Origin of the sequence: Xenorhabdus taiwanensis, assembly GCF_036512875.1 — a bacterium.
Lineage (GTDB): Bacteria > Pseudomonadota > Gammaproteobacteria > Enterobacterales > Enterobacteriaceae > Xenorhabdus > Xenorhabdus taiwanensis.
Window position 1 is genome coordinate 23,458 of record NZ_AP028978.1, and the last position, 19,043, is coordinate 42,500.

Below are 19,043 nucleotides of genomic sequence, written 5' to 3' on the forward strand. Positions count from 1 at the left end.
ATTTTAAGTGTAGTTTACGTCACTCATTATTTAGATTTTTATTGACAAATAGCAAAGTTAGTTTGACTTAAGTATTACCAAATGACGCTGTTCATCTAACTCTGCAACCAGGAGAGGAACAACGGTGTCGAGCACAATCCCCGTTGGCAATTCAGCCAATTCATCTTCCGGCAGTACACCTTTCAAAGCATAAAAACGCCCTTCAAGTGGTTTAGGAAGATGGTTGCACCATGACAGCATGTCTTGCAGTGAAGCAAATGCACGGCTAATCACTCCATCAAAAAGAGGTTCAGGAATAAATTCTTCAACCCGGCTCTGTACAGGCTCAATATTGTTCAAACCTAATTCATGTTGAACCTGACGCAAAAAGCGAACGCGTTTTCCCAAACTATCTAATAAAGTGAAATGAGAATCTGGGCGTACAATTGCCAGCGGGATTCCAGGCAAGCCAGGCCCTGTTCCAACATCAATAAAACGTGTTCCATGCAGGAATGGATTAACAGCGATGCTATCCATAATATGCCGAACCAGCATCTGTTCCGGATCACGGACAGATGTCAGGTTATAAGCCTTGTTCCATTTATTCAGCATGTCAACATAGGCAACGAGCTGCTGTTTTTGTGACAGTGATAACTTAATGTCAGTTTTCGCCAACAGTGATTCCAATTTGTTAAGCAAAATCTGCCTCCTTAAGCGCTACGACGCAATAAACCTTGTTTTTTCAGCCATACCAGCAAAATAGAAATTGCTGCTGGAGTGATACCTGAAATACGTGAAGCCTGGCCAATTGAACTTGGTTTATGGTCATTCAGTTTTGCAATAACTTCGTTGGAAAGTCCGCTCACTTGTTGATAATCCAAATCAACAGGCAGTGCGGTATTTTCATTACGTAATTGTTTTTCGATCTCTTCTTGCTGACGGGCGATATAGCCTTCATATTTCACTTGAATTTCAACTTGATCCGCAGCTTGAGGCTCAGTCAGCCCGGGAGAAAAACGTGGTAACGATGTCAACAATTCATAATTCATCTCAGGGCGACGCAGCAAATCTTCACCGTTGGCTTCTTTTGACAGCGGTGTTTTCAGCATCTGGTTGATATCCTCTAAGTTATCAGAATGAGGATGAACCCAAATATTGCGCAGGCGCTGGCGTTCCTGTTCGATCATTTCAAATTTGCGGCAGTAATGTTCCCAACGGAGATCATCAACCAAGCCAAGTTTGCGGCCTTGTTCAGTCAGTCGAAGATCCGCATTGTCTTCACGTAGCATCAAACGATATTCAGCGCGGGAGGTGAACATGCGGTAAGGCTCTTTAGTGCCGAGTGTGCATAGATCATCGACCAAAACGCCAATATAAGCCTGATCACGGCGTGGGAACCAACCGTCTTCACCATTGGCATAACGTGCAGCATTGAGACCAGCCAGTAATCCCTGCGCAGCCGCTTCTTCATACCCAGTGGTGCCATTGATCTGACCAGCAAAGAACAGACCGTGAATAAATTTACTTTCCAGTGTTTGCTTTAAATCACGTGGATCGAAGAAGTCATATTCGATCGCATAGCCAGGGCGAATAATACGGGCATTCTCCATGCCTTTCATGGAGTGAACAATTTGCATCTGAACATCGAATGGCAAACTGGTAGAAATACCGTTTGGATAGATTTCGTTACTGGTCAATCCTTCTGGTTCCAGGAAGATCTGGTGAGCGTTACGATCCGCAAAACGCATAACTTTGTCTTCGATGGAAGGACAGTAACGAGGGCCTATTCCTTCGATGATCCCCGCATACATTGGACTGCGATCCAAGTTATTGCGGATCACTTCATGGGTTTTTTCATTGGTATGTGTGATGTAGCACGGGATCTGCCGTGGGTGTTGATCGACATTCCCCATGAATGAAAATACGGGTGTTAGGTTATCGCCCAGTTGTTGTTCAAGCTGGCTAAAATCAATGGATCGTGCATCAATGCGAGGTGGTGTGCCTGTTTTCAGGCGAGCTACACGCAGGGGCAGTTCACGTAAACGGTGAGATAATGAGATCGCCGGAGGATCACCTGCTCGTCCTCCACTGTAATTTTCCAATCCGATGTGAATTTTTCCATCAAGGAAAGTTCCTACTGTCAGAACTACAGATTTAGCTTTAAATTTCAATCCCATACGAGTGATAACACCTGTAACAGTGTTATTTTCAACCATGAGATCTTCAACGGGTTGCTGGAAGATCATCAAGTTAGGTTGATTTTCCAGTGCTGTTCTTACAGCTTGTCGGTAAAGTACTCGATCCGCTTGTGCTCGTGTTGCTCGAACAGCCGGCCCTTTGCTGGCATTGAGTGTTCTAAACTGAATACCGGCCTGATCTGTGGCTTTTGCCATTAGGCCACCAAGTGCATCGATCTCTTTTACCAGATGCCCTTTACCGATCCCACCAATGGCTGGATTACATGACATCTGGCCCAATGTATCAATATTGTGAGTCAGTAGTAAGGTTTGACGCCCCATACGTGCGGAGGCCATCGCCGCTTCAGTACCGGCATGACCCCCGCCGATAATGATGACGTCAAAGTGCTCTGGATAAAACATGTGCGAACCTTCAATAGTGAGAATGCTTCATATGCATTAGGGAGAGAATTCTACTCAAGTTTGGACCTCAGACCAAGAGGTGAGAGATCATCATTAATTAAAAGAAGATCTTTTTATTTAAAGATCTCTTTATTAGATCTTTTATTAGGATCACGATCATCTGTGGATAAGTGGATTTTCCATATAAAGATCATGATGCTGTAAAGGATCATTTGCTGTGAATGATCCGTGATCCAACTCAGTATAAGCTGGGATCTAAAAGCTAAGTTATTCACAGTCACTCGATTTGAACTCAGTTGTTAAATGGATAACTACGGGTTAACCCCTGCTTTTCAGATAAGTTATCCACAGATGATCGTTATATTTTTAATCGGATCAGAGTAACTTTGCCCACTCTTTAACCCATTCTTCGGCTGGATCTTCGGGAATTTCATGTTGCAGAATGTCGATTTCTAATCGATCGCCGATCCGTTTTGCTCCGTGATCTTCCAATAAGCGTTCCAGTGATCTTATCGCGCCACAGAAGGTGTCATATTCGGAACTGCCGATACCGACTGCACCAAATGTGATATTACTGAGATCCGGTTGCCGTTGTGTGATCTCATCTGCCAGAGGCTGGAGATTATCAGGTAAGTCTCCAGCGCCATGTGTTGACGTAACCACAAGCCATAATCCTTCAAGTGGAAGATCTTCCAGTGAGGGGCCATGAAGCATCTCTGTTGAAAAACCGTTATTTTCTAAGATCTCAGCTATATGTTCTGTGACATATTCGGCGCTGCCCATTGTGCTGCCGCTGATTAAGGTTATTGTACTCATCATGATCCTTGCTAAATTAAAGAACAACTATTGTACGCAGTGAATCTATTGGGATCTACCTGTGGATAATGTGGTTAACTGGTTTTTCGTTTTAAGGTTTTATTGTCCTCATTATCGGGTTTTGCAGGGAGATCAATGTTTCTGTTGACTGGATTTCGTCAATCGTCTGGATCTTGTTGATAAGTACGTCCTGAAGAGCTTCGATGGATCGGCACATGACTTTAATGAAAATGCTGTAGTGCCCTGTGGTGTAATAAACTTCAACGACCTCATCAAGCATATCGAGTTTCTTCAATGCTGCCGGATAATCTTTGGCGCTTTTCAATATGATGCCGATAAAGCAGCACACATCAAACCCCAGTTGTTTGGCGCTGATATCCACCCGAGTTCCCGTAATAATCCCTGATTGCTTCATTTTTTCTACGCGGACATGAATGGTTCCCGGACTGACTGAGAATTTTTTGGCTAATTCTGCGTAAGGTGTACGTGCGTTCTCCATTAAAGCGTGAAGTATGTCACGATCTAAATTATCGATCTGATAAATTTCTGCCATTTTTAACCCCTATTTTTAAATAATATTCATTTTTATAGTGTAAAAATTATCATTTATAAATCTTATACAATATTTTTATTATCAGATATTGAATTTGTACCTCATTTTGTTGCTTAATCTATATCAACAGGACACAGGGCCATTAAAAATTTTGAGAGTTGCATCATGAAAACATCCTTTATTGAGAAACAACAGCAGATTAGTTTTGTTAAATCATACTTTTCCCGTCTGTTAGAGAAAAAACTTGGCTTAATCGAAGTTCAAGGTCCTATCTTGAGTCGTCTTGGTGATGGTACTCAGGACAACTTATCTGGCCACGAAAAAGCAGTTCAGGTGAAAGTGAAAACTTTGCCGGACGATACCTTTGAAGTAGTTCATTCTCTAGCGAAATGGAAACGTAAGACATTAGGTCGCTTTGGTTTTCAATCTGAGCAAGGATTGTATACTCACATGAAAGCTCTGCGTCCTGATGAAGATCGCTTGACACCTATCCACTCTGTCTTTGTTGATCAGTGGGATTGGGAGAAAGTGATGGGTGAAGGTCAGCGTTCACTCGACTATCTAAAACAGACAGTAGGTAAAATCTACGAAGCAATAAAAGAAACACAACAAGCGGTAAGTAAGGAATTTGGTCTGGCACCGTTCCTGCCAGATCAAATTCACTTTATCCACAGTGAAGAGCTTCTAAAACGTTACCCTGATCTGGATGCTAAAGGTCGTGAGCGTGAGGCTGCTAAAGAGTTTGGTGCAATTTTCCTGATGGGCATTGGTGGTAAGTTGTCTGATGATCAGGCTCATGATGTACGTGCGCCGGATTATGACGATTGGACTACACCGAACTGTGATGGTTTCTTTGGCTTAAACGGTGACATTATTGTCTGGAACCCTGTTTTACAGGATGCTTTTGAAATTTCTTCAATGGGTATCCGTGTTGATGCAGAGGCTCTGGAACGTCAGCTTGCACTGACTGGTGATGAAGATCGCTTGCAATATGATTGGCACCAGGCGCTGCTCAAAGGTGATATGCCACAATCTATCGGTGGTGGTATTGGTCAATCCCGTTTGGTGATGTTGCTGCTGCAAATGGCACATATTGGTCAGGTTCAGTGCGGTGTCTGGTCACCTGAAATCATTGAATCAGTTGAAGGTGTGCTCTGAGTTTTAATTTCGCCACTTTCTTCGTAAACGGCTTGTAAGCCCGGTATCAAAACGCCAGATATGGTCGAATATCTGCATAATACCGGGTTTTCCATAGTGGGAAAGGGAGACCGCATGGAAGCGGTGTTGTTGATGCTGTTGCAGATTTTTTATCTGATGGATTAGGGAGCCTGGCAATCGTTGGGCAATGAAATCTGAAATAACAACAGCATCAGCATCTTCCCAGATATTTTCTTCCATTTTTTTAACGGTTGCATCTAAACAAGATGCCAGATCGGTTCCTCCTCTAAATGTTTGCCCCAGAAAATGCATTGCTTGAGTTAGCCCATTCGGTGATGTTACGTCATAATGGGTGAGTTGTGCCGAGAACAACATAATATGGCAGTGACGATTATCCGCTAGTGCGATACGCATCAAAGCCAGACAGAATGCTTTTGCACACCGTTCATTAAACTCCCCCATTGAGCCTGAAGTATCAACACAAACAATAAATGGACCCTGAGGCTGTTTTTTACTGTGGTGATGAGTGACGGGTTTGAGTGTGTTTTTTGCTTGCCAATCGTCCCCTTGTAAGCGATAGGACAGTAATTTTTTCTCCACCAGACGCCGATAAAATTCGTATTCCAACTCTTCAATGCCTAGCATAGCCAACTCGGTGGGTAATAACCTTAAGATATCGTCGCCTTGCCTAATTCCGCTAATTTGCTCAGGTATAGTATCTGGCACTCTTTCGAATTGGGTGAATGGTTCCAGAATTGGGATTTCTTTAGGAATTGATTTTGCTGTTTGACTGCGGCCGAGCAATTGTGCCAGTTTTTCCAGCTCAGGTTGCTGCTTAAGAAAATCAGCATAGAGAGTAAATAGTTGTATATTTTGCGTAGACAGGTGAAGTTGTCCTTTACTCATATCCCATAATCTACTTGCCGCGTGATCATTGTGATCAAATATGGGATCAAGGTTACTACTTAGGGTCAATCGTTTTTGGATCTCTGCAAGGAGTTGCTCTTTTTCTTGTTCTAATAGTGCCTTGTTAAATGTCGTCGCTTGCAGGATCAAGCTGAGGCGCCAGCGTTGGATAAACAATATTTGTCCTGAAGAGGTATATTCAGAGAATGCTTTGGATAGTGTACCGGCTTCTTTGGCAAAGGGAGATTCGAGTTGTTGCAGTTTCTCTACTATGTTAGGTAACTGTTGATAGAACGCTGTCGTGTTAATTGTCTGCATGTATTGGTATAACTGAAATTCTTCAACCAATAGGGGGGGGATCGCGGTTTCATTTATTCTTTGCCGCAATATTTGCTGCCATGCAGGAAGATCTTGCATCAATGCTTGTTTAAGTCTTGGATGTTTTTCAAAGAAAATAACTAACTGAGGGGCACTCAGCAGTATCAAGATGATCTCTTCGATCAGCTCCCCTTCATTGACAGAGAGCAAGAGATCGAGTGTGGTCAGCATTAACATGAAACAACCCCATTTTTGATCTCAGTTTCCCCTTGTGGGGGATGTGCTAATGTTGCAGAGATAGCCATGCGCTTTGTCACTAAAACTCGTAAAATTCAGTCTATATTTTCTGTCTTCTTTGGTAAATAACATGAGTTATGGCAATTCCTGGTGGGGTAAACAGTGGCTGAACGCTCTCACTAATATAGATTATGACAACCGGTTGCCACGTGGGAAAACTTACGCTAATAAAGGTGCGGTCAAGAATCTGACATTGAAGGGCGGCACTTTGCAGGCTAAGGTGCTAGGTTCTCGTCCATTACCTTATCAAGTTTTAATTCAAGTCCCCTCACTGACCCAGAAACAAGTCGATCGATTGCTTGACGTGTTGGTGGATGATCCTGGTGTGATCGCTCGTCTGCTCAATCGGGAATTAGATCCTTCAGTATTAGAGCAGGCTAACCGCTTGGATATTGCCATCTTTCCATCCCAATGGAAAGATTTAACGATGAGATGTTCTTGTCCCGACTGGGCAGTGCCTTGTAAGCACTTGGCGGCAACGATTTACTTGATCAGTCGTCAAATCGACAGTAATCCTTTTCTGGTATTCTCCCTGCGTGGTGTGGATCTGATTCAGCAGCTAAAAGCACGAGGGATTAATATTGAGCGCGAGGTGGTGGTCAGTGTGCCGCCTTTGTCGGCTCTGTTAATGGAAGATGAGACGTCGGCAGAGGCTAATCCGCCGGATCCGATGGCGCTGGAAATGTTGGCTTATGCTGATTTGCCATCGTTGTCTGAGCCACTATTGTCGGTACTGCCAACACAGACTGTTTTTTTCCCTGAGGGCGATCTGCGCAAGGTGATGCAGAGAGTACTGACGCGGGTGGCTAAGTTTGCCCGCAAGGTGTTGGATGGCAAGATTCTGATGGATATGCCTACAGTCACGTTGTTGGCTCCCCACTGCCCTCGTATCACCCTGAGTCGGGAGGGCGATGCCATCATCAGCGGTGTCAATGGCCTGTATTCCATTGAAGAACTGGATACCGCACTGGCACAACTCACGCCAGCAGACTTACCGGACAGGCAACCAGAGGTGGCTGCACTGTTCCACCTGCGCATGATATCTTTGCATCTGTTGGCTCACGGAGCGGTGGTGCCACAGGTGTTTTCTGTGGCACCAGATGTTCTGGGAGTGCGTTGGTTACCGGCCATGCTTGATAATCGGGTTGCTGAACAGATGGCGCTTCTGGCAAGAGGATTGCCATCGCAACTGGCCGTGTTGAGTCGGAACCAGACTATTTCACCGATAATGCAGGCTTGTGCGCTATGTGCGGCATTTCTCGGTTATTACCTGCGAATGGAATCAGATTATGTCAGGGAAAAGCCGCGCGACAATAAAATCTTGTCCCTGTTATTCAGTGGTGAACCAAAAAGTTTTGATAGCTCGGAGGAAAGTGCTATTGGCCCTGCTTTACAGACTTGGTTTGCACGTTATCATCTGGCCGAACGGAACTATTCTCTCGTGCTGAACTTGGATGAGGAGGTGTTCGGCGATTTCGAAGTGGGGTTGGCTATTCAGCCCAAATCAGCCTTGTTGACACCACCGGTTCCGTTGCACAGCGTGTTGACTGAGCAAGAATGGAGTCAGGCGCGTTTCGGCATCTTGCAGACGGTCGTTCTGTTGGCTGAATTTTTTCCATCTCTTAATGACTACTTGAAACAGGGAGCGCGTTCTCCTGTTGTACTGACGGCTGAACAACTGCCTGAGCTATTATTCAACACACTGCCTGTTATTCAACTGCTCGGCATTCGTACTTTGTTACCCAAATCGCTGGAGCGATTGTTACGCCCTCGATTGTCGATGAATGTATCCAGTCGGGCACAGGGGTTGGGAAGCAATCCATTGAGGGTCGATGAAATCCTGACTTTCGATTGGCGGGTAGCGCTGGGTGAACATTATTTGACTCATGCTGAGTTCGAGCAATTGGTTCAAGGCGCAACGGGTGTGGTGCGTTTCAAAGGAGAATATGTTTACCTCGATCCGGAAGAAATTGCGCGTTTGCAAGCCCAACTGGAGCGCCCTTCTAAATTGTCGGGCACTGAATTACTGCGCACTGCATTGGCTGGTGAATATGGTGGAACACCGGTAAAGCAGCTCGACGACAACACGCTACAACTGCTGACTGAGTTGAGGGAATCGGGTGAAATGCCCTTACCGAGCGACCTCAACGCTACTTTGCGCCCATATCAACAACGCGGCTACGCTTGGATGTTGCGCAATTTACAGGTAGGATTTGGCAGCGTTATTGCTGATGATATGGGGCTTGGAAAAACGCTGCAAGTAATCGCTGCTCTGCTCAAGCTCAAGCAGGACGGTGCCTTAGAACAATCTAAAGCACTGATAGTGGTTCCCACCAGTTTGCTGACCAATTGGCAGAGGGAAATAGCTCGCTTTGCGCCAACGATCAGCATTGACGTATTTCATGGCAGCAAACGTGAATTGGCTCGCGAACGGCCGGACGTTTTATTGACTACCTATGGTATTGTTCGTAGTGCGGTAACCACGCTCAAAGTTATGTCCTGGCGGGTGCTGGTGGTAGATGAAGCGCAGAACATCAAAAACCCGTCGGCCGCGCAAACCAAAGCGATCAAATCCATTCCTGCTGCTGGCTATATCGCCATGAGTGGTACTCCCGTTGAAAACCGTCTGTCTGAGTACTGGAGTTTAATGGATTTCGTCAATCGCGGTTATCTGGGCACACTTAAACGTTTCGAGAAAGATTACACTACGCCGATCCAAATCAACCGCGATCGGCAGGTAGCGGAACGCTTCCAACGCATCACCGCTCCCTTTCTCTTGCGCCGCCTTAAGTCCGATCGTAACGTGATCAGAGACTTGCCCGACAAGATTGAGAGTGATCAATACTGCACCTTGACGGCAACGCAAATCGCACTGTATGAATCGGTGGTGCGTGAAGGTCTGCTGACTCTTGAAGCCGAAGAAGATCAATTCAAACGCCAGGGTTTGGTATTACAAATGATTCTGGCGCTAAAACAGATCTGCAATCATCCCGATCTGTACCTGAAACAACCGGCCAGCGATGCCATGACTTCTGGTAAACTCGAACGTTTGTTCGATCTGCTCGACGATATACATGCCAGACACGAGAAGACACTCATTTTCACTCAGTTCCGTGAAATGGGGGAATTACTGGCTCACTGGTTGCGGCAACGCTACGGGCAGTCCCCGATGTTCCTGCATGGTGGCCTGTCCCGCTCCAAACGTGACGAAATGGTGGAGAAATTTCAGACCGACCGCACTGAGCGGGTGTTTCTGTTATCCCTCAAAGCCGGAGGCACGGGTCTCAACCTGACTGCCGCCTCAAACGTGATTCACTTCGATTTATGGTGGAATCCTGCGGTGGAGGCGCAGGCCACTGACCGTGCGTATCGCATTGGTCAACAGCGTAATGTGCAAGTGCATCGTTTTATTACCAGTGCCACTTTTGAAGAACGCATTAACGAAATGATCCAGCGCAAACGTGAGCTAGCGGATATGGTGGTAGGTAGTGGAGAGCAATGGATAGGCAATCTGGATACACAAGCGCTTAGAGAACTGTTTACGCTTGCTTGATGCATGACTTTATCTCAAGGGAGATGATATTTGTCGCTCCCTTGCAGAAGATCCACACGGTATTACTTCCCCATTTTTGATCTCAATTGTTTCTGTTTTTCGGTTAATTGCAGGAAACTCTGCTCGATGTTGGCAAGCCAGTGTTCTTCGATAAATAAACAGGGTTGATGTTGATTAAACAGATAGCGTTGTTGTTGAATTTCATCGCTGATAGATGCCAGCTTTTCACGCCATTCTGTATTAGTGTTTTTTGCGGAACCAGATAGGCAGAGAACAGCGCTATTACGGCTAATATCCAGCACTGTGAGCTGGTTCTTTTCATTGATTTCGGCCGTGATAGTTTGAGGAAAACCAATGCCATTTAAGCAGGCAGGGAGTTCTCCAGTATTATTTTTTAAGGTATTTTCCAGTGATTTTTTATCTAATTCGATGAAATTGACTTTAATACCATGCATGTGCAATGAAGGATGTAAAAATAGGGTTATTTTTTCCTCTGCAATATCTTCGGTCAATGAATAAAGAGTCTTGCGGCCAAATAGAGAGGATTTGGCGACTAATTGCAGGGAATAATGGTCCTTTTCATCTTGGTTGGACTGTACCCATTGCTGGTATAACTTCTCCATTTTTTGCATAAGGGAATGTTGCAAATAAGCCTGTTCTGTTAATAAGGCATGTAAGAACTGGGATAAAAGTTTTAAGGTGTTCAAGTCGTGCCATAGGCAATCTTTTAATAGCACCATGTCTAACGGAGAGATCTCACTTTTACCACTGAAAAAGGCGCTGGCTTGTAGTAAACGAATAGATTTTTTCCAACGGCGATCTGAGACATCAGCCGTATTTTCAGTCGCATTTACTTGTTGGCGTAATTGATAAATCAGTTCGAAGATATGATTTGGCAGGGATACCTGATTGATCTTGTCTTGCCATTGGTGAAATTCATCATCGGTAATTTGAATATGGGCAGGCACGGGATTGCCATTTTCATTGTTTCGGTCAGTCAGTAAGGCTCGAAAATTTTTCTTTTCCTGAATCTTATCTAACCAGAGTCGGATCAACATACGATCGTAAAGTGCTTCCAGACTGCTATCGCTATCAGGGAGTTCATTGGAGGCTGTAACCAGTAAACGCATCGGTAGCTGTTCTTCCTGGTTGCCATTTCTGAATTTCTTTTCATTGATCGCGGTGAGTAACGTATTCAAAATGGCGGGTCCTGCTTTCCAAATTTCATCTAAGAAAACGATTTCGGCTTTGGGTAAATAACCTTCGGTAAGGCGCTGGTAACGTCCTTCATCTTTGAGTGCTTGAATGGAAAGGGGGCCGAAGATCTCTTCTGGGGTGGAAAAACGGGTCATCAGGTACTCAAAAGCGTGAGCGTTTTGAAATGCAAACTTGAGCCGACGTGCGATAAGGCTTTTAGCTATTCCTGGTGGTCCAAGAAGAAAAACACTCTCTCCACATAAAGCAGCCAACAGGCACAGGCGAATGGCTTGCCGTCTTTCATATAGTCCGCTTTCTAGATACTGAACTAACAGGGATATTTTCTCGACCAATCGCATAGTATTTACACACCAAGGTTTGAATAGTTACCTTCCTTTATTTATAGATAAAATTCATCCTATGCAAAGGTTTTGGTGATAATTTATTAAGTTTTAATGGTGTGTTTTAAAAAATCGATTCAGCTTAATTTATTCAATAAGTTATTTTTTTCTTCTAATTATCATCTTCTTAAACGTTTCAATGATGATCACATTTTCGTATCAATCATGTTGTCTTTGATAGTTAGCTTTATATGATGGCCTCTTAGCGAAACGTTTCGCTAAGAGGCTTATAAAAATGAAAACTATCCCATTATCTACCCAAAGAATTGATTTAGCGCTAACCCAGGGAACACCCGATCTGTTATCTGTCTTTGATGTTGTTGTTCAGGAAGTTCAAGTTGAAGCGGCCATTTTGGCCGCTGAAATTATTGAACACAATCGGCATACATGAACAAATCACCAAGCGTATTGCTGTTTTCGAAATACAACAGGGAAATGCAATAGCGATTAAAATATGTCAGTCATAGCATTCTGAAAGAGAAAAGTGTCACTTTCTGAGGTTATTATGAAGCCATTACTGGAGTTAAAGGGAATTGATAAGGCTTTTCCTGGAGTAAAAGCATTGTCAGGAGCTGCACTGCGGGTTTATCCCGGGAAAGTGATGGCGTTAGTCGGCGAAAATGGTGCCGGTAAGTCTACAATGATGAAAGTCTTGACCGGCATTTATACAAAAGATGCTGGCACGATCCGCTATCTTGGGCAGGATGTGGCTTTCTCTGGTCCCAAATCCTCTCTGGAATCGGGTATTGGCATTATTCATCAAGAATTAAACCTCATCCCCCAACTAACGATTGCTGAAAACGTTTTTTTGGGTCGTGAATTCGTCAATAAACTGGGCGTCATCAATTGGAAAAAAATGTATGAAGAAGCCGATAACTTGCTGAGGCGTCTCAATATCCGTTACAGCAGCCATCGGCTTGTTTCTGAATTGTCCATTGGTGAGCAGCAAATGGTAGAAATTGCCAAGGTGCTGAGTTTCCAATCCAAAGTTATCATTATGGATGAACCTACAGATGCCTTGACGGATACCGAAACGGAATCCTTGTTTCATGTCATACGGGAACTGAAAGCGCAAGGGTGTGGTATTGTCTATATTTCCCACCGTTTGAAAGAGCTTTTTAATATTTGTGATGATGTGACGGTATTGCGTGATGGGCAATTTATTGGTGAACTGCCTATCAATGCTCTGAATGAAGAGCGATTGATCGAAATGATGGTGGGGCGCAAGCTGGAGGAACAATACCCGCGTTTGGATCTACCGAGAGGTGAAAAACGGTTGGAAGTGGAAAACCTCTCTGGATCGGGAATCAACAATGTCAGTTTTTCCCTGTTTAGTGGAGAAATTCTGGGGATCTCCGGTCTGATGGGCGCTGGTCGTACTGAATTAATGAAGGTGATTTACGGGGCTTTGCCAAAAACTGAAGGCAAGATCTTGCTTGATGGAAAACCGCTGAAGATCCATAGTCCACAGGAAGGGCTAACCAATGGCATTGTCTATATTTCAGAAGACCGCAAGCGTGATGGGTTAGTCTTGGGAATGTCGGTCAAAGAGAATATGTCCCTCACAGCACTACATTATTTCAGCCGAAATTCTTGTTTCTTGAATCACTCCGCAGAACAAAAATCCGTTGCCGACTTCATTAAGTTGTTCAATATCAAAACCCCCTCAATGGAACAGACGATGGGGCTGCTTTCCGGTGGTAACCAGCAGAAAGTTGCGATTGCCCGTGGATTGATGACTCGTCCAAAGGTGTTGATCCTTGATGAGCCAACCCGAGGCGTAGATGTTGGGGCGAAAAAGGAAATCTATCAACTTATCAACCAGTTTAAAAAAGAAGGCTTAAGCATTATTTTGGTTTCTTCTGAAATGCCTGAAGTGATGGGAATGAGTGATCGTATTCTGGTTATGCATGAAGGTCGTATCAGTGGGGAATTCAATGTGAATGGTATTTCTCAGGAAGTGTTGATGGCCGCTGCTGTTGGTAAACAAAATACGATGCAATTAAAAGAGAATGGTCAAGGATAATGGATATGAATTCTAGTATAGCGCCAGCCTCCCGACGTTGGTTTACGAAAAGATGGTTGATGGAGCAGAAATCACTTATTGCGCTCTTATTTTTGATTGCCATTGTTTCTTCCCTTAGCCCCAATTTTTTCACATTGAATAACCTGTTTAACATCCTCCAGCAAACTTCTGTCAACGCTATCATGGCGGTAGGCGTGACGTTGGTTATTCTGACATCAGGAATTGATCTATCAGTTGGCTCTTTGTTGGCTCTGACTGGTGCTGTAGCGGCATCAATGGTTGGCGCAGATATCAATGCGTTGGTCGCTGTGGCTGGGGCTTTGGCATTGGGGGCTGCAATTGGAGCCTGCACTGGTGTGATTGTTGCAAAAGGCCAGGTTCAGGCATTTATTGCAACACTGGTGATGATGTTATTGCTACGCGGAGTGACTCGGGTTTATACCGATGGGAGTCCGATTAATACCGGTTTCAGTGACAATGCTGATCTGTTTGGTTGGTTTGGTATTGGACGTCCATTAGGAGTACCTGCGCCTGTGTGGATTATGTCGCTGGTGTTTGTCGCGGCTTGGTTTATTCTTCACCACACTCGTCTTGGTCGTTACATCTACGCATTAGGCGGAAATGAATCTGCAACACGTTTATCAGGTATTGGTGTTGATAAAATAAAAATAATCGTTTATTCCCTATGTGGCCTGTTAGCTGCACTGGCCAGTATTATCGAAGTTGCCCGATTATCTTCTGCTCAACCGATGGCTGGAAGCGGTTATGAACTGGATGCTATTGCCGCAGTCGTACTGGGTGGAACCAGTTTGGCAGGAGGCAAGGGTCGAATTGTTGGTACGTTGATTGGTGCGTTGATTTTAGGCTTTTTGAATAATGGTTTGAACTTATTAGGTATTTCTTCCAACTACCAGATGATCGTCAAGGCAGTTGTTATTTTACTGGCGGTCTTGGTTGATAACAAAAGCAGTAAATAACCTCACTCTACAGGAAAAAATAATATGAAAATGAAGAAGCTGGCAACTATTTTCTCCGTCATGGCATTGAGTGTCACTATAAGTGCTAATGCACTGGCGAAAGATAGCATTGCATTGGTTATTTCAACCTTGAATAACCCTTTCTTTGTCACAATGAAAGATAGCGCACAAAAAGAGGCTGATAAGCTGGGATATAACTTAATTGTACTTGATTCTCAGGATAATCCGGCAAAAGAATTGGCCAATGTACAGGATTTGACGGTTCGTGGTATAAAATTGATGTTAATTAACCCAACCGACTCGGATGCTGTTGGTAATGCAGTGATCGTGGCAAATAAAGCGAATATTCCGGTTATTACTCTTGACCGTTCAGCGCATAAGGGCAATGTTATCAGCTATATTGCTTCTGACAGTCGTTTAGGTGCCAAAATGGCAGCTGATTTTATCGCTGGGAAATTAGGTAATAATGTCAAAGTCATTCAATTGGAAGGTATTCCAGGAACTTCAGGTGCGCGTGAACGTGGTGAAGGTTTTGGTCAGGCAGCCCAAAAGCACAAATTCAATATGTTGGCTAGTCAGCCCGCTGATTATGATCGCACAAAGGGAATGAATGTCATGCAAAACTTGCTGACAGCCCATCCGTCAGTACAAGCTGTTTTTGCTCAAAATGATGAAATGGCTCTTGGTGCATTGCGAGCATTGCAGGCAGCCGGTAAAGAAAATGTGTTGGTTGTCGGATTTGATGGCACTAATGAGGCTCTTAAGGCTGTACAGAGCGGTAAATTGGGAGCAACGATCGCACAGCGTCCAGATCAAATAGGTATCATTGGTGTTCAAACCGCGGACAAAGTGCTAAAAGGTGAAAAAGTTGATGCCATTATTCCGGTTGAACTGGAATTAGTTGTGAAGAAATAATCAACATTATTCATGCAGCTATTAAAACTAATGGCTGCATTATTTTTACACAGGAATAAATGTAATGAGTATGGCAAAACTGGTTGTGATGGGGAGCATCAATGTAGATCACATATTGAATCTCAACTCTTTTCCCCAACCAGGGGAAACAGTGAGGGGAAAACAGTATAAGGCCGCCTTTGGCGGAAAAGGCGCAAATCAGGCAGTTGCTGCTGGTCGTTGTGGTGCGGACATTACATTTATTGCTTGTGTTGGTCAGGACGATGTTGGAATACGTGTTTGCCAACAGTTGGCGAAAGATAATATTAATACTTCCTCAATTGAGGTAATTGAAGGGGAAACAACGGGCGTTGCTCTGATTTTTGTCAATCAGCAGGGTGAAAATGTTATTGGCATTAATGCAGGGGCGAATGGGAGGCTAACTCCTGATTATTTCCTTCGTCATGATCAAGTTGTCAAAGAAGCTGATGCATTGTTATTGCAGCTTGAAACTCCATTGGAAACAGTACAACTTGCTGCTGAAACGGCTAAGAAACATCATACCAAAGTGATCTTGAATCCAGCACCCGCACAGAAAATCTCGGATCGATTACTTTCGCTGGTAGATATTATCACGCCGAATGAGACCGAAGCAGAGTATTTAACTGGCATTGCTGTAAAAGATGATGTTGGGGCGGACAGAGCCTCTCAGGCTTTACATGATAAGGGGATAGAAACGGTCATTATTACATTGGGTAGTCGAGGTGTATGGCTGAGTGAAAAAGATAAGGAAGGGAAAATTGTTTCCGGGTTTAAAGTAAAAACGATCGACACAATTGCTGCCGGGGATACATTTAATGGCGCCTTGGTAACGGGATTGCTGGAAGGAAAAGAGATATTGTCGTCGATCCGCTTTGCACAGGCTGCGGCTGCGATTGCAGTTACGCGTCAGGGAGCGCAACCTGCTGTTCCGTGGCGGAATGAAATTGATGCATTTCTGTCTGAACAGGATTAACCGTGGCTACCATGAAGGACGTTGCTCGTCTGGCGGGCGTATCAACATCAACAGTGTCTCATGTGATTAATGGCAATCGTTATGTCAGTGAAAACGTGAAAAAGAAAGTCAATGCAGCGATTGAGGAATTAAATTATGCGCCGTCTGCTTTGGCAAGAAGCTTGAAAGTCAAGCAAACCAAAACCATTGGTATGTTGGTTACGGCCAGTGATAACTCTTTTTTTTCCGAAGTCGTTAGAGGTGTAGAAAGGAGTTGTTACGAACGGGGATACAGTTTAATTTTGTGTAATACCGAAGGTAACATTACCCGTATGATTAGCAGCATGGAAACCTTGCTGCAAAAGCGCGTTGATGGCTTGTTAATCATGTGTTCTGAAACCCAGAGGCTACCCAGTGACTCTCTTCGTCGCTACCCATTGGTACCGATGGTAATCATGGATTGGTCTCCGTTTGATACCTGCTATGACATTATCAAGGATAACTCCCTACAAGGGGGAGAAATGGCTACCAATTACTTGATTGGTCGAGGTTTTCGTAAAATTGCTTGTATCACTGGCCCACGTGATAAGACACCCGCTCGTCAGCGCTTGGCTGGATACCAAAAAGCAATGCAGGATGCTGGGCTGGAGATCCCCATGGGATATGAGATTTACAGTGATTTTGAATTTGCCGGTGGATTCTCATCAATGAAGCAACTTCTCCAATTACCTGAACCACCGGAAGCTTTATTTGCGGGGAATGACGCTGTGGCGATTGGTGCTTATCAAGCTTTGTATCAGCAGGGACTTTCCGTGCCGGATGATATCTCGATTATCGGATATGACGATATTGCAATCGCGCCTTACCTTATCCCTCCGTTGACAACTATTCATCAACCAAAAGATGAATTGGGTAAATTGGCGATTGATAGCCTGCTTTATCGAATGGACAATCCAGAAAGCGAACCAAAACAACTGATGTTGACACCTAAATTGATCGAACGAAGTTCTGTAGCTTAGCCGTTAACTGATTTATTTCTTCTTAATTAAGTTATTACCGTCTTCTTTGTTCAGTAATAGGAAAACAGTAGAGGAAATCAAGGTAATCACTCCCATCGTAATCAAAGTATAGTGGAAGTGGCTGATGGCTGAGCCATATTCCATTGACTCATAAAATCTCAGGACTGCCGCACTGACGGTCACTCCAAAACTGATGGATAACTGCTGAGTGATTGCCAGCAGGCTGTTACCGGCACTTGCATTGTTATCATTGAGATCAGCCAAGGTAATTGTATTCATAGCTGTGAACTGTGTGGACATTACCATTCCCAATATAAAAAGAGGGATTATCAAAAATACGATGGGGAGTTCCGGTGTCTGTAGCGAAAATTGTGAAATCATTACACCAATAATAATCGTGACCCAAATGAGGGTGTTTCGATATCCAAAGCGGGTCAATATATTGGTGACAAAAGACTTGGCTAAAATTGAACCAACCGCATTCGGTGCCATCATTATGCCAGCAATGACTGCTGAAAATCCAAACCCCACTTGTAGCATCAAAGGAATAATAAATGAAAGCGAACCAGTACTTAGCCGAGTAACAATATTACTGGCAATACCGATTGAAAATGTGCGTGTTTGGAACAACTGGAGGTTAATAAGGGGATTTGAGTGTCTTTTGGCATGGAAGATATACCCCAATAACATAATGATACCGCCAAAAAATAAAGCGGGAGGAATATAGCTTGAGAATGAGTGATCCCCAAATAAATCAAAGCTGACCGAAATCGTTACCAAGCTCATACTAAACAGCATGAATCCCAAAAAATCGAAAGGGCATTTGGGCATAGTTAAATTAGGCATATTCTTTCTGGCGTAAATGATACCTAATAAGCCAATGGGAATATTGATGATGAAAATCCAATGCCATGTTGCGTAGGTCACTAACAATCCACCGAACATGGGACCCAAAATCGGGCCCAGTAACCCTGGCATGGTGACAAAATTCAAAATAGGCAGCAATTCGCTACGTGGATATGTTCTTAGTAAAGTCAGGCGAGCAACAGGCATCATCATTGCCCCACCTATACCTTGAATAACGCGGGATACAACTAAGAAAGAGAGATTGTGTGACAGTGCACAAGCGAGTGAGCCTAAAGAAAAGAAGGAAACAGCATAAATGAATATCGTACGAGTGCCAAACCTATCGGCGAGCCAACCGCTTACGGGAATTAGCATCGCTACAGTTAAGGTATAACTGACAATGGCGGGTTGCATTGCTAGTGGAGAGTGATTAAGACTTTTTGCTATCGCCGGTAGTGCAGTATTAAGAATTGTGGCATCTAAAGACTGCATAAAAAAAGCCATCGCCG

General features: G+C 44.1%; 15 protein-coding genes (1 of these 15 running past the window's edge). 8 read left to right on the top strand and 7 right to left on the bottom strand.

The features are described 5' to 3' along the window. Nucleotides 1-57: 57 nt before the first annotated feature. From rsmG to asnC, 4 genes are all read right to left on the bottom strand, one after another. Nucleotides 58-678, bottom strand: a complete 621-nt coding sequence (rsmG, locus tag ACE1SE_RS00110) for a 16S rRNA (guanine(527)-N(7))-methyltransferase RsmG (protein WP_374052134.1) — start codon at nucleotides 676-678, stop codon at nucleotides 58-60. An 11-nt stretch (nucleotides 679-689) separates the two neighbouring features. Next, nucleotides 690-2,579, bottom strand: a complete 1,890-nt coding sequence (gene mnmG / locus ACE1SE_RS00115) for a tRNA uridine-5-carboxymethylaminomethyl(34) synthesis enzyme MnmG (RefSeq protein ID WP_374052135.1) — start codon at nucleotides 2,577-2,579, stop codon at nucleotides 690-692. A gap of 375 nt (nucleotides 2,580-2,954) precedes the next feature. After that, nucleotides 2,955-3,395 carry an FMN-binding protein MioC gene (gene mioC, locus ACE1SE_RS00120; RefSeq protein ID WP_374053714.1) on the bottom strand — a complete coding sequence of 147 codons (441 nt, stop codon included), beginning with the start codon at nucleotides 3,393-3,395 and terminating at the stop codon, nucleotides 2,955-2,957. Between the two features lie 91 nt (nucleotides 3,396-3,486). Continuing rightward, nucleotides 3,487-3,948: a transcriptional regulator AsnC gene (gene asnC / locus ACE1SE_RS00125; RefSeq protein ID WP_086109474.1), complete on the bottom strand. Its 462-nt coding sequence runs from the start codon at nucleotides 3,946-3,948 to the stop codon at nucleotides 3,487-3,489. A gap of 165 nt (nucleotides 3,949-4,113) precedes the next feature. Between asnC and asnA the strand changes: the two genes are divergently transcribed. After that, nucleotides 4,114-5,106 (top strand): aspartate--ammonia ligase, encoded by a 993-nt coding sequence (gene asnA, locus ACE1SE_RS00130; RefSeq protein WP_374052136.1) that lies wholly within the window; start codon nucleotides 4,114-4,116, stop codon nucleotides 5,104-5,106. A gap of 3 nt (nucleotides 5,107-5,109) precedes the next feature. Here the strand turns inward: asnA and viaA are convergent, their stop codons facing one another. Continuing rightward, entirely contained in the window at nucleotides 5,110-6,567 is a 1,458-nt protein-coding gene (gene viaA / locus ACE1SE_RS00135; protein ID WP_374052137.1) for an ATPase RavA stimulator ViaA, read from the bottom strand. A 130-nt stretch (nucleotides 6,568-6,697) separates the two neighbouring features. Between viaA and ACE1SE_RS00140 the strand changes: the two genes are divergently transcribed. Continuing rightward, complete coding sequence (locus ACE1SE_RS00140; protein WP_374052138.1) at nucleotides 6,698-10,180, top strand: SNF2-related protein; 3,483 nt, start codon at nucleotides 6,698-6,700, stop codon at nucleotides 10,178-10,180. 62 nt (nucleotides 10,181-10,242) lie between these two features. Here ACE1SE_RS00140 and ravA read toward each other — a convergent pair whose 3' ends face one another. Next, a complete protein-coding gene (gene ravA, locus ACE1SE_RS00145) occupies nucleotides 10,243-11,736 on the bottom strand; it encodes an ATPase RavA (protein ID WP_374052139.1) in 1,494 nt (497 codons plus the stop codon). A 277-nt stretch (nucleotides 11,737-12,013) separates the two neighbouring features. On the opposite strand from ravA, the gene ACE1SE_RS00150 reads away from it, so the two are divergent. The 6 genes from ACE1SE_RS00150 (at nucleotide 12,014) to rbsR (ending at nucleotide 17,688) form a co-directional block, all read left to right on the top strand. Continuing rightward, complete coding sequence (locus ACE1SE_RS00150; protein ID WP_374052140.1) at nucleotides 12,014-12,169, top strand: RbsD/FucU domain-containing protein; 156 nt, start codon at nucleotides 12,014-12,016, stop codon at nucleotides 12,167-12,169. A 114-nt stretch (nucleotides 12,170-12,283) separates the two neighbouring features. Beyond that, nucleotides 12,284-13,804: a ribose ABC transporter ATP-binding protein RbsA gene (rbsA, locus tag ACE1SE_RS00155; RefSeq protein WP_374052141.1), complete on the top strand. Its 1,521-nt coding sequence runs from the start codon at nucleotides 12,284-12,286 to the stop codon at nucleotides 13,802-13,804. 5 nt (nucleotides 13,805-13,809) lie between these two features. Next, a complete protein-coding gene (gene rbsC / locus ACE1SE_RS00160) occupies nucleotides 13,810-14,781 on the top strand; it encodes a ribose ABC transporter permease (RefSeq protein WP_374052142.1) in 972 nt (323 codons plus the stop codon). A 24-nt stretch (nucleotides 14,782-14,805) separates the two neighbouring features. Continuing rightward, on the top strand, nucleotides 14,806-15,696 hold the full coding sequence (gene rbsB, locus ACE1SE_RS00165; RefSeq protein ID WP_374052143.1) for a ribose ABC transporter substrate-binding protein RbsB: 891 nt from the start codon (nucleotides 14,806-14,808) through the stop codon (nucleotides 15,694-15,696). Nucleotides 15,697-15,760: 64 nt separating this feature from the next. After that, complete coding sequence (gene rbsK / locus ACE1SE_RS00170) at nucleotides 15,761-16,690, top strand: ribokinase (RefSeq protein ID WP_374052144.1); 930 nt, start codon at nucleotides 15,761-15,763, stop codon at nucleotides 16,688-16,690. Between the two features lie 2 nt (nucleotides 16,691-16,692). Next, nucleotides 16,693-17,688: a ribose operon transcriptional repressor RbsR gene (rbsR, locus tag ACE1SE_RS00175; RefSeq protein ID WP_374052145.1), complete on the top strand. Its 996-nt coding sequence runs from the start codon at nucleotides 16,693-16,695 to the stop codon at nucleotides 17,686-17,688. A 12-nt stretch (nucleotides 17,689-17,700) separates the two neighbouring features. On the opposite strand, the gene mdtD is transcribed toward rbsR, so the two are convergent. Then, nucleotides 17,701-19,043 carry the 3' portion of a multidrug transporter subunit MdtD gene (gene mdtD, locus ACE1SE_RS00180; protein WP_374052146.1) on the bottom strand. The gene runs 43 nt beyond the window's last position, so the window shows 1,343 of its 1,386 coding nt (coding positions 44-1,386); its start codon lies off the right edge, out of view; it ends in the stop codon at nucleotides 17,701-17,703.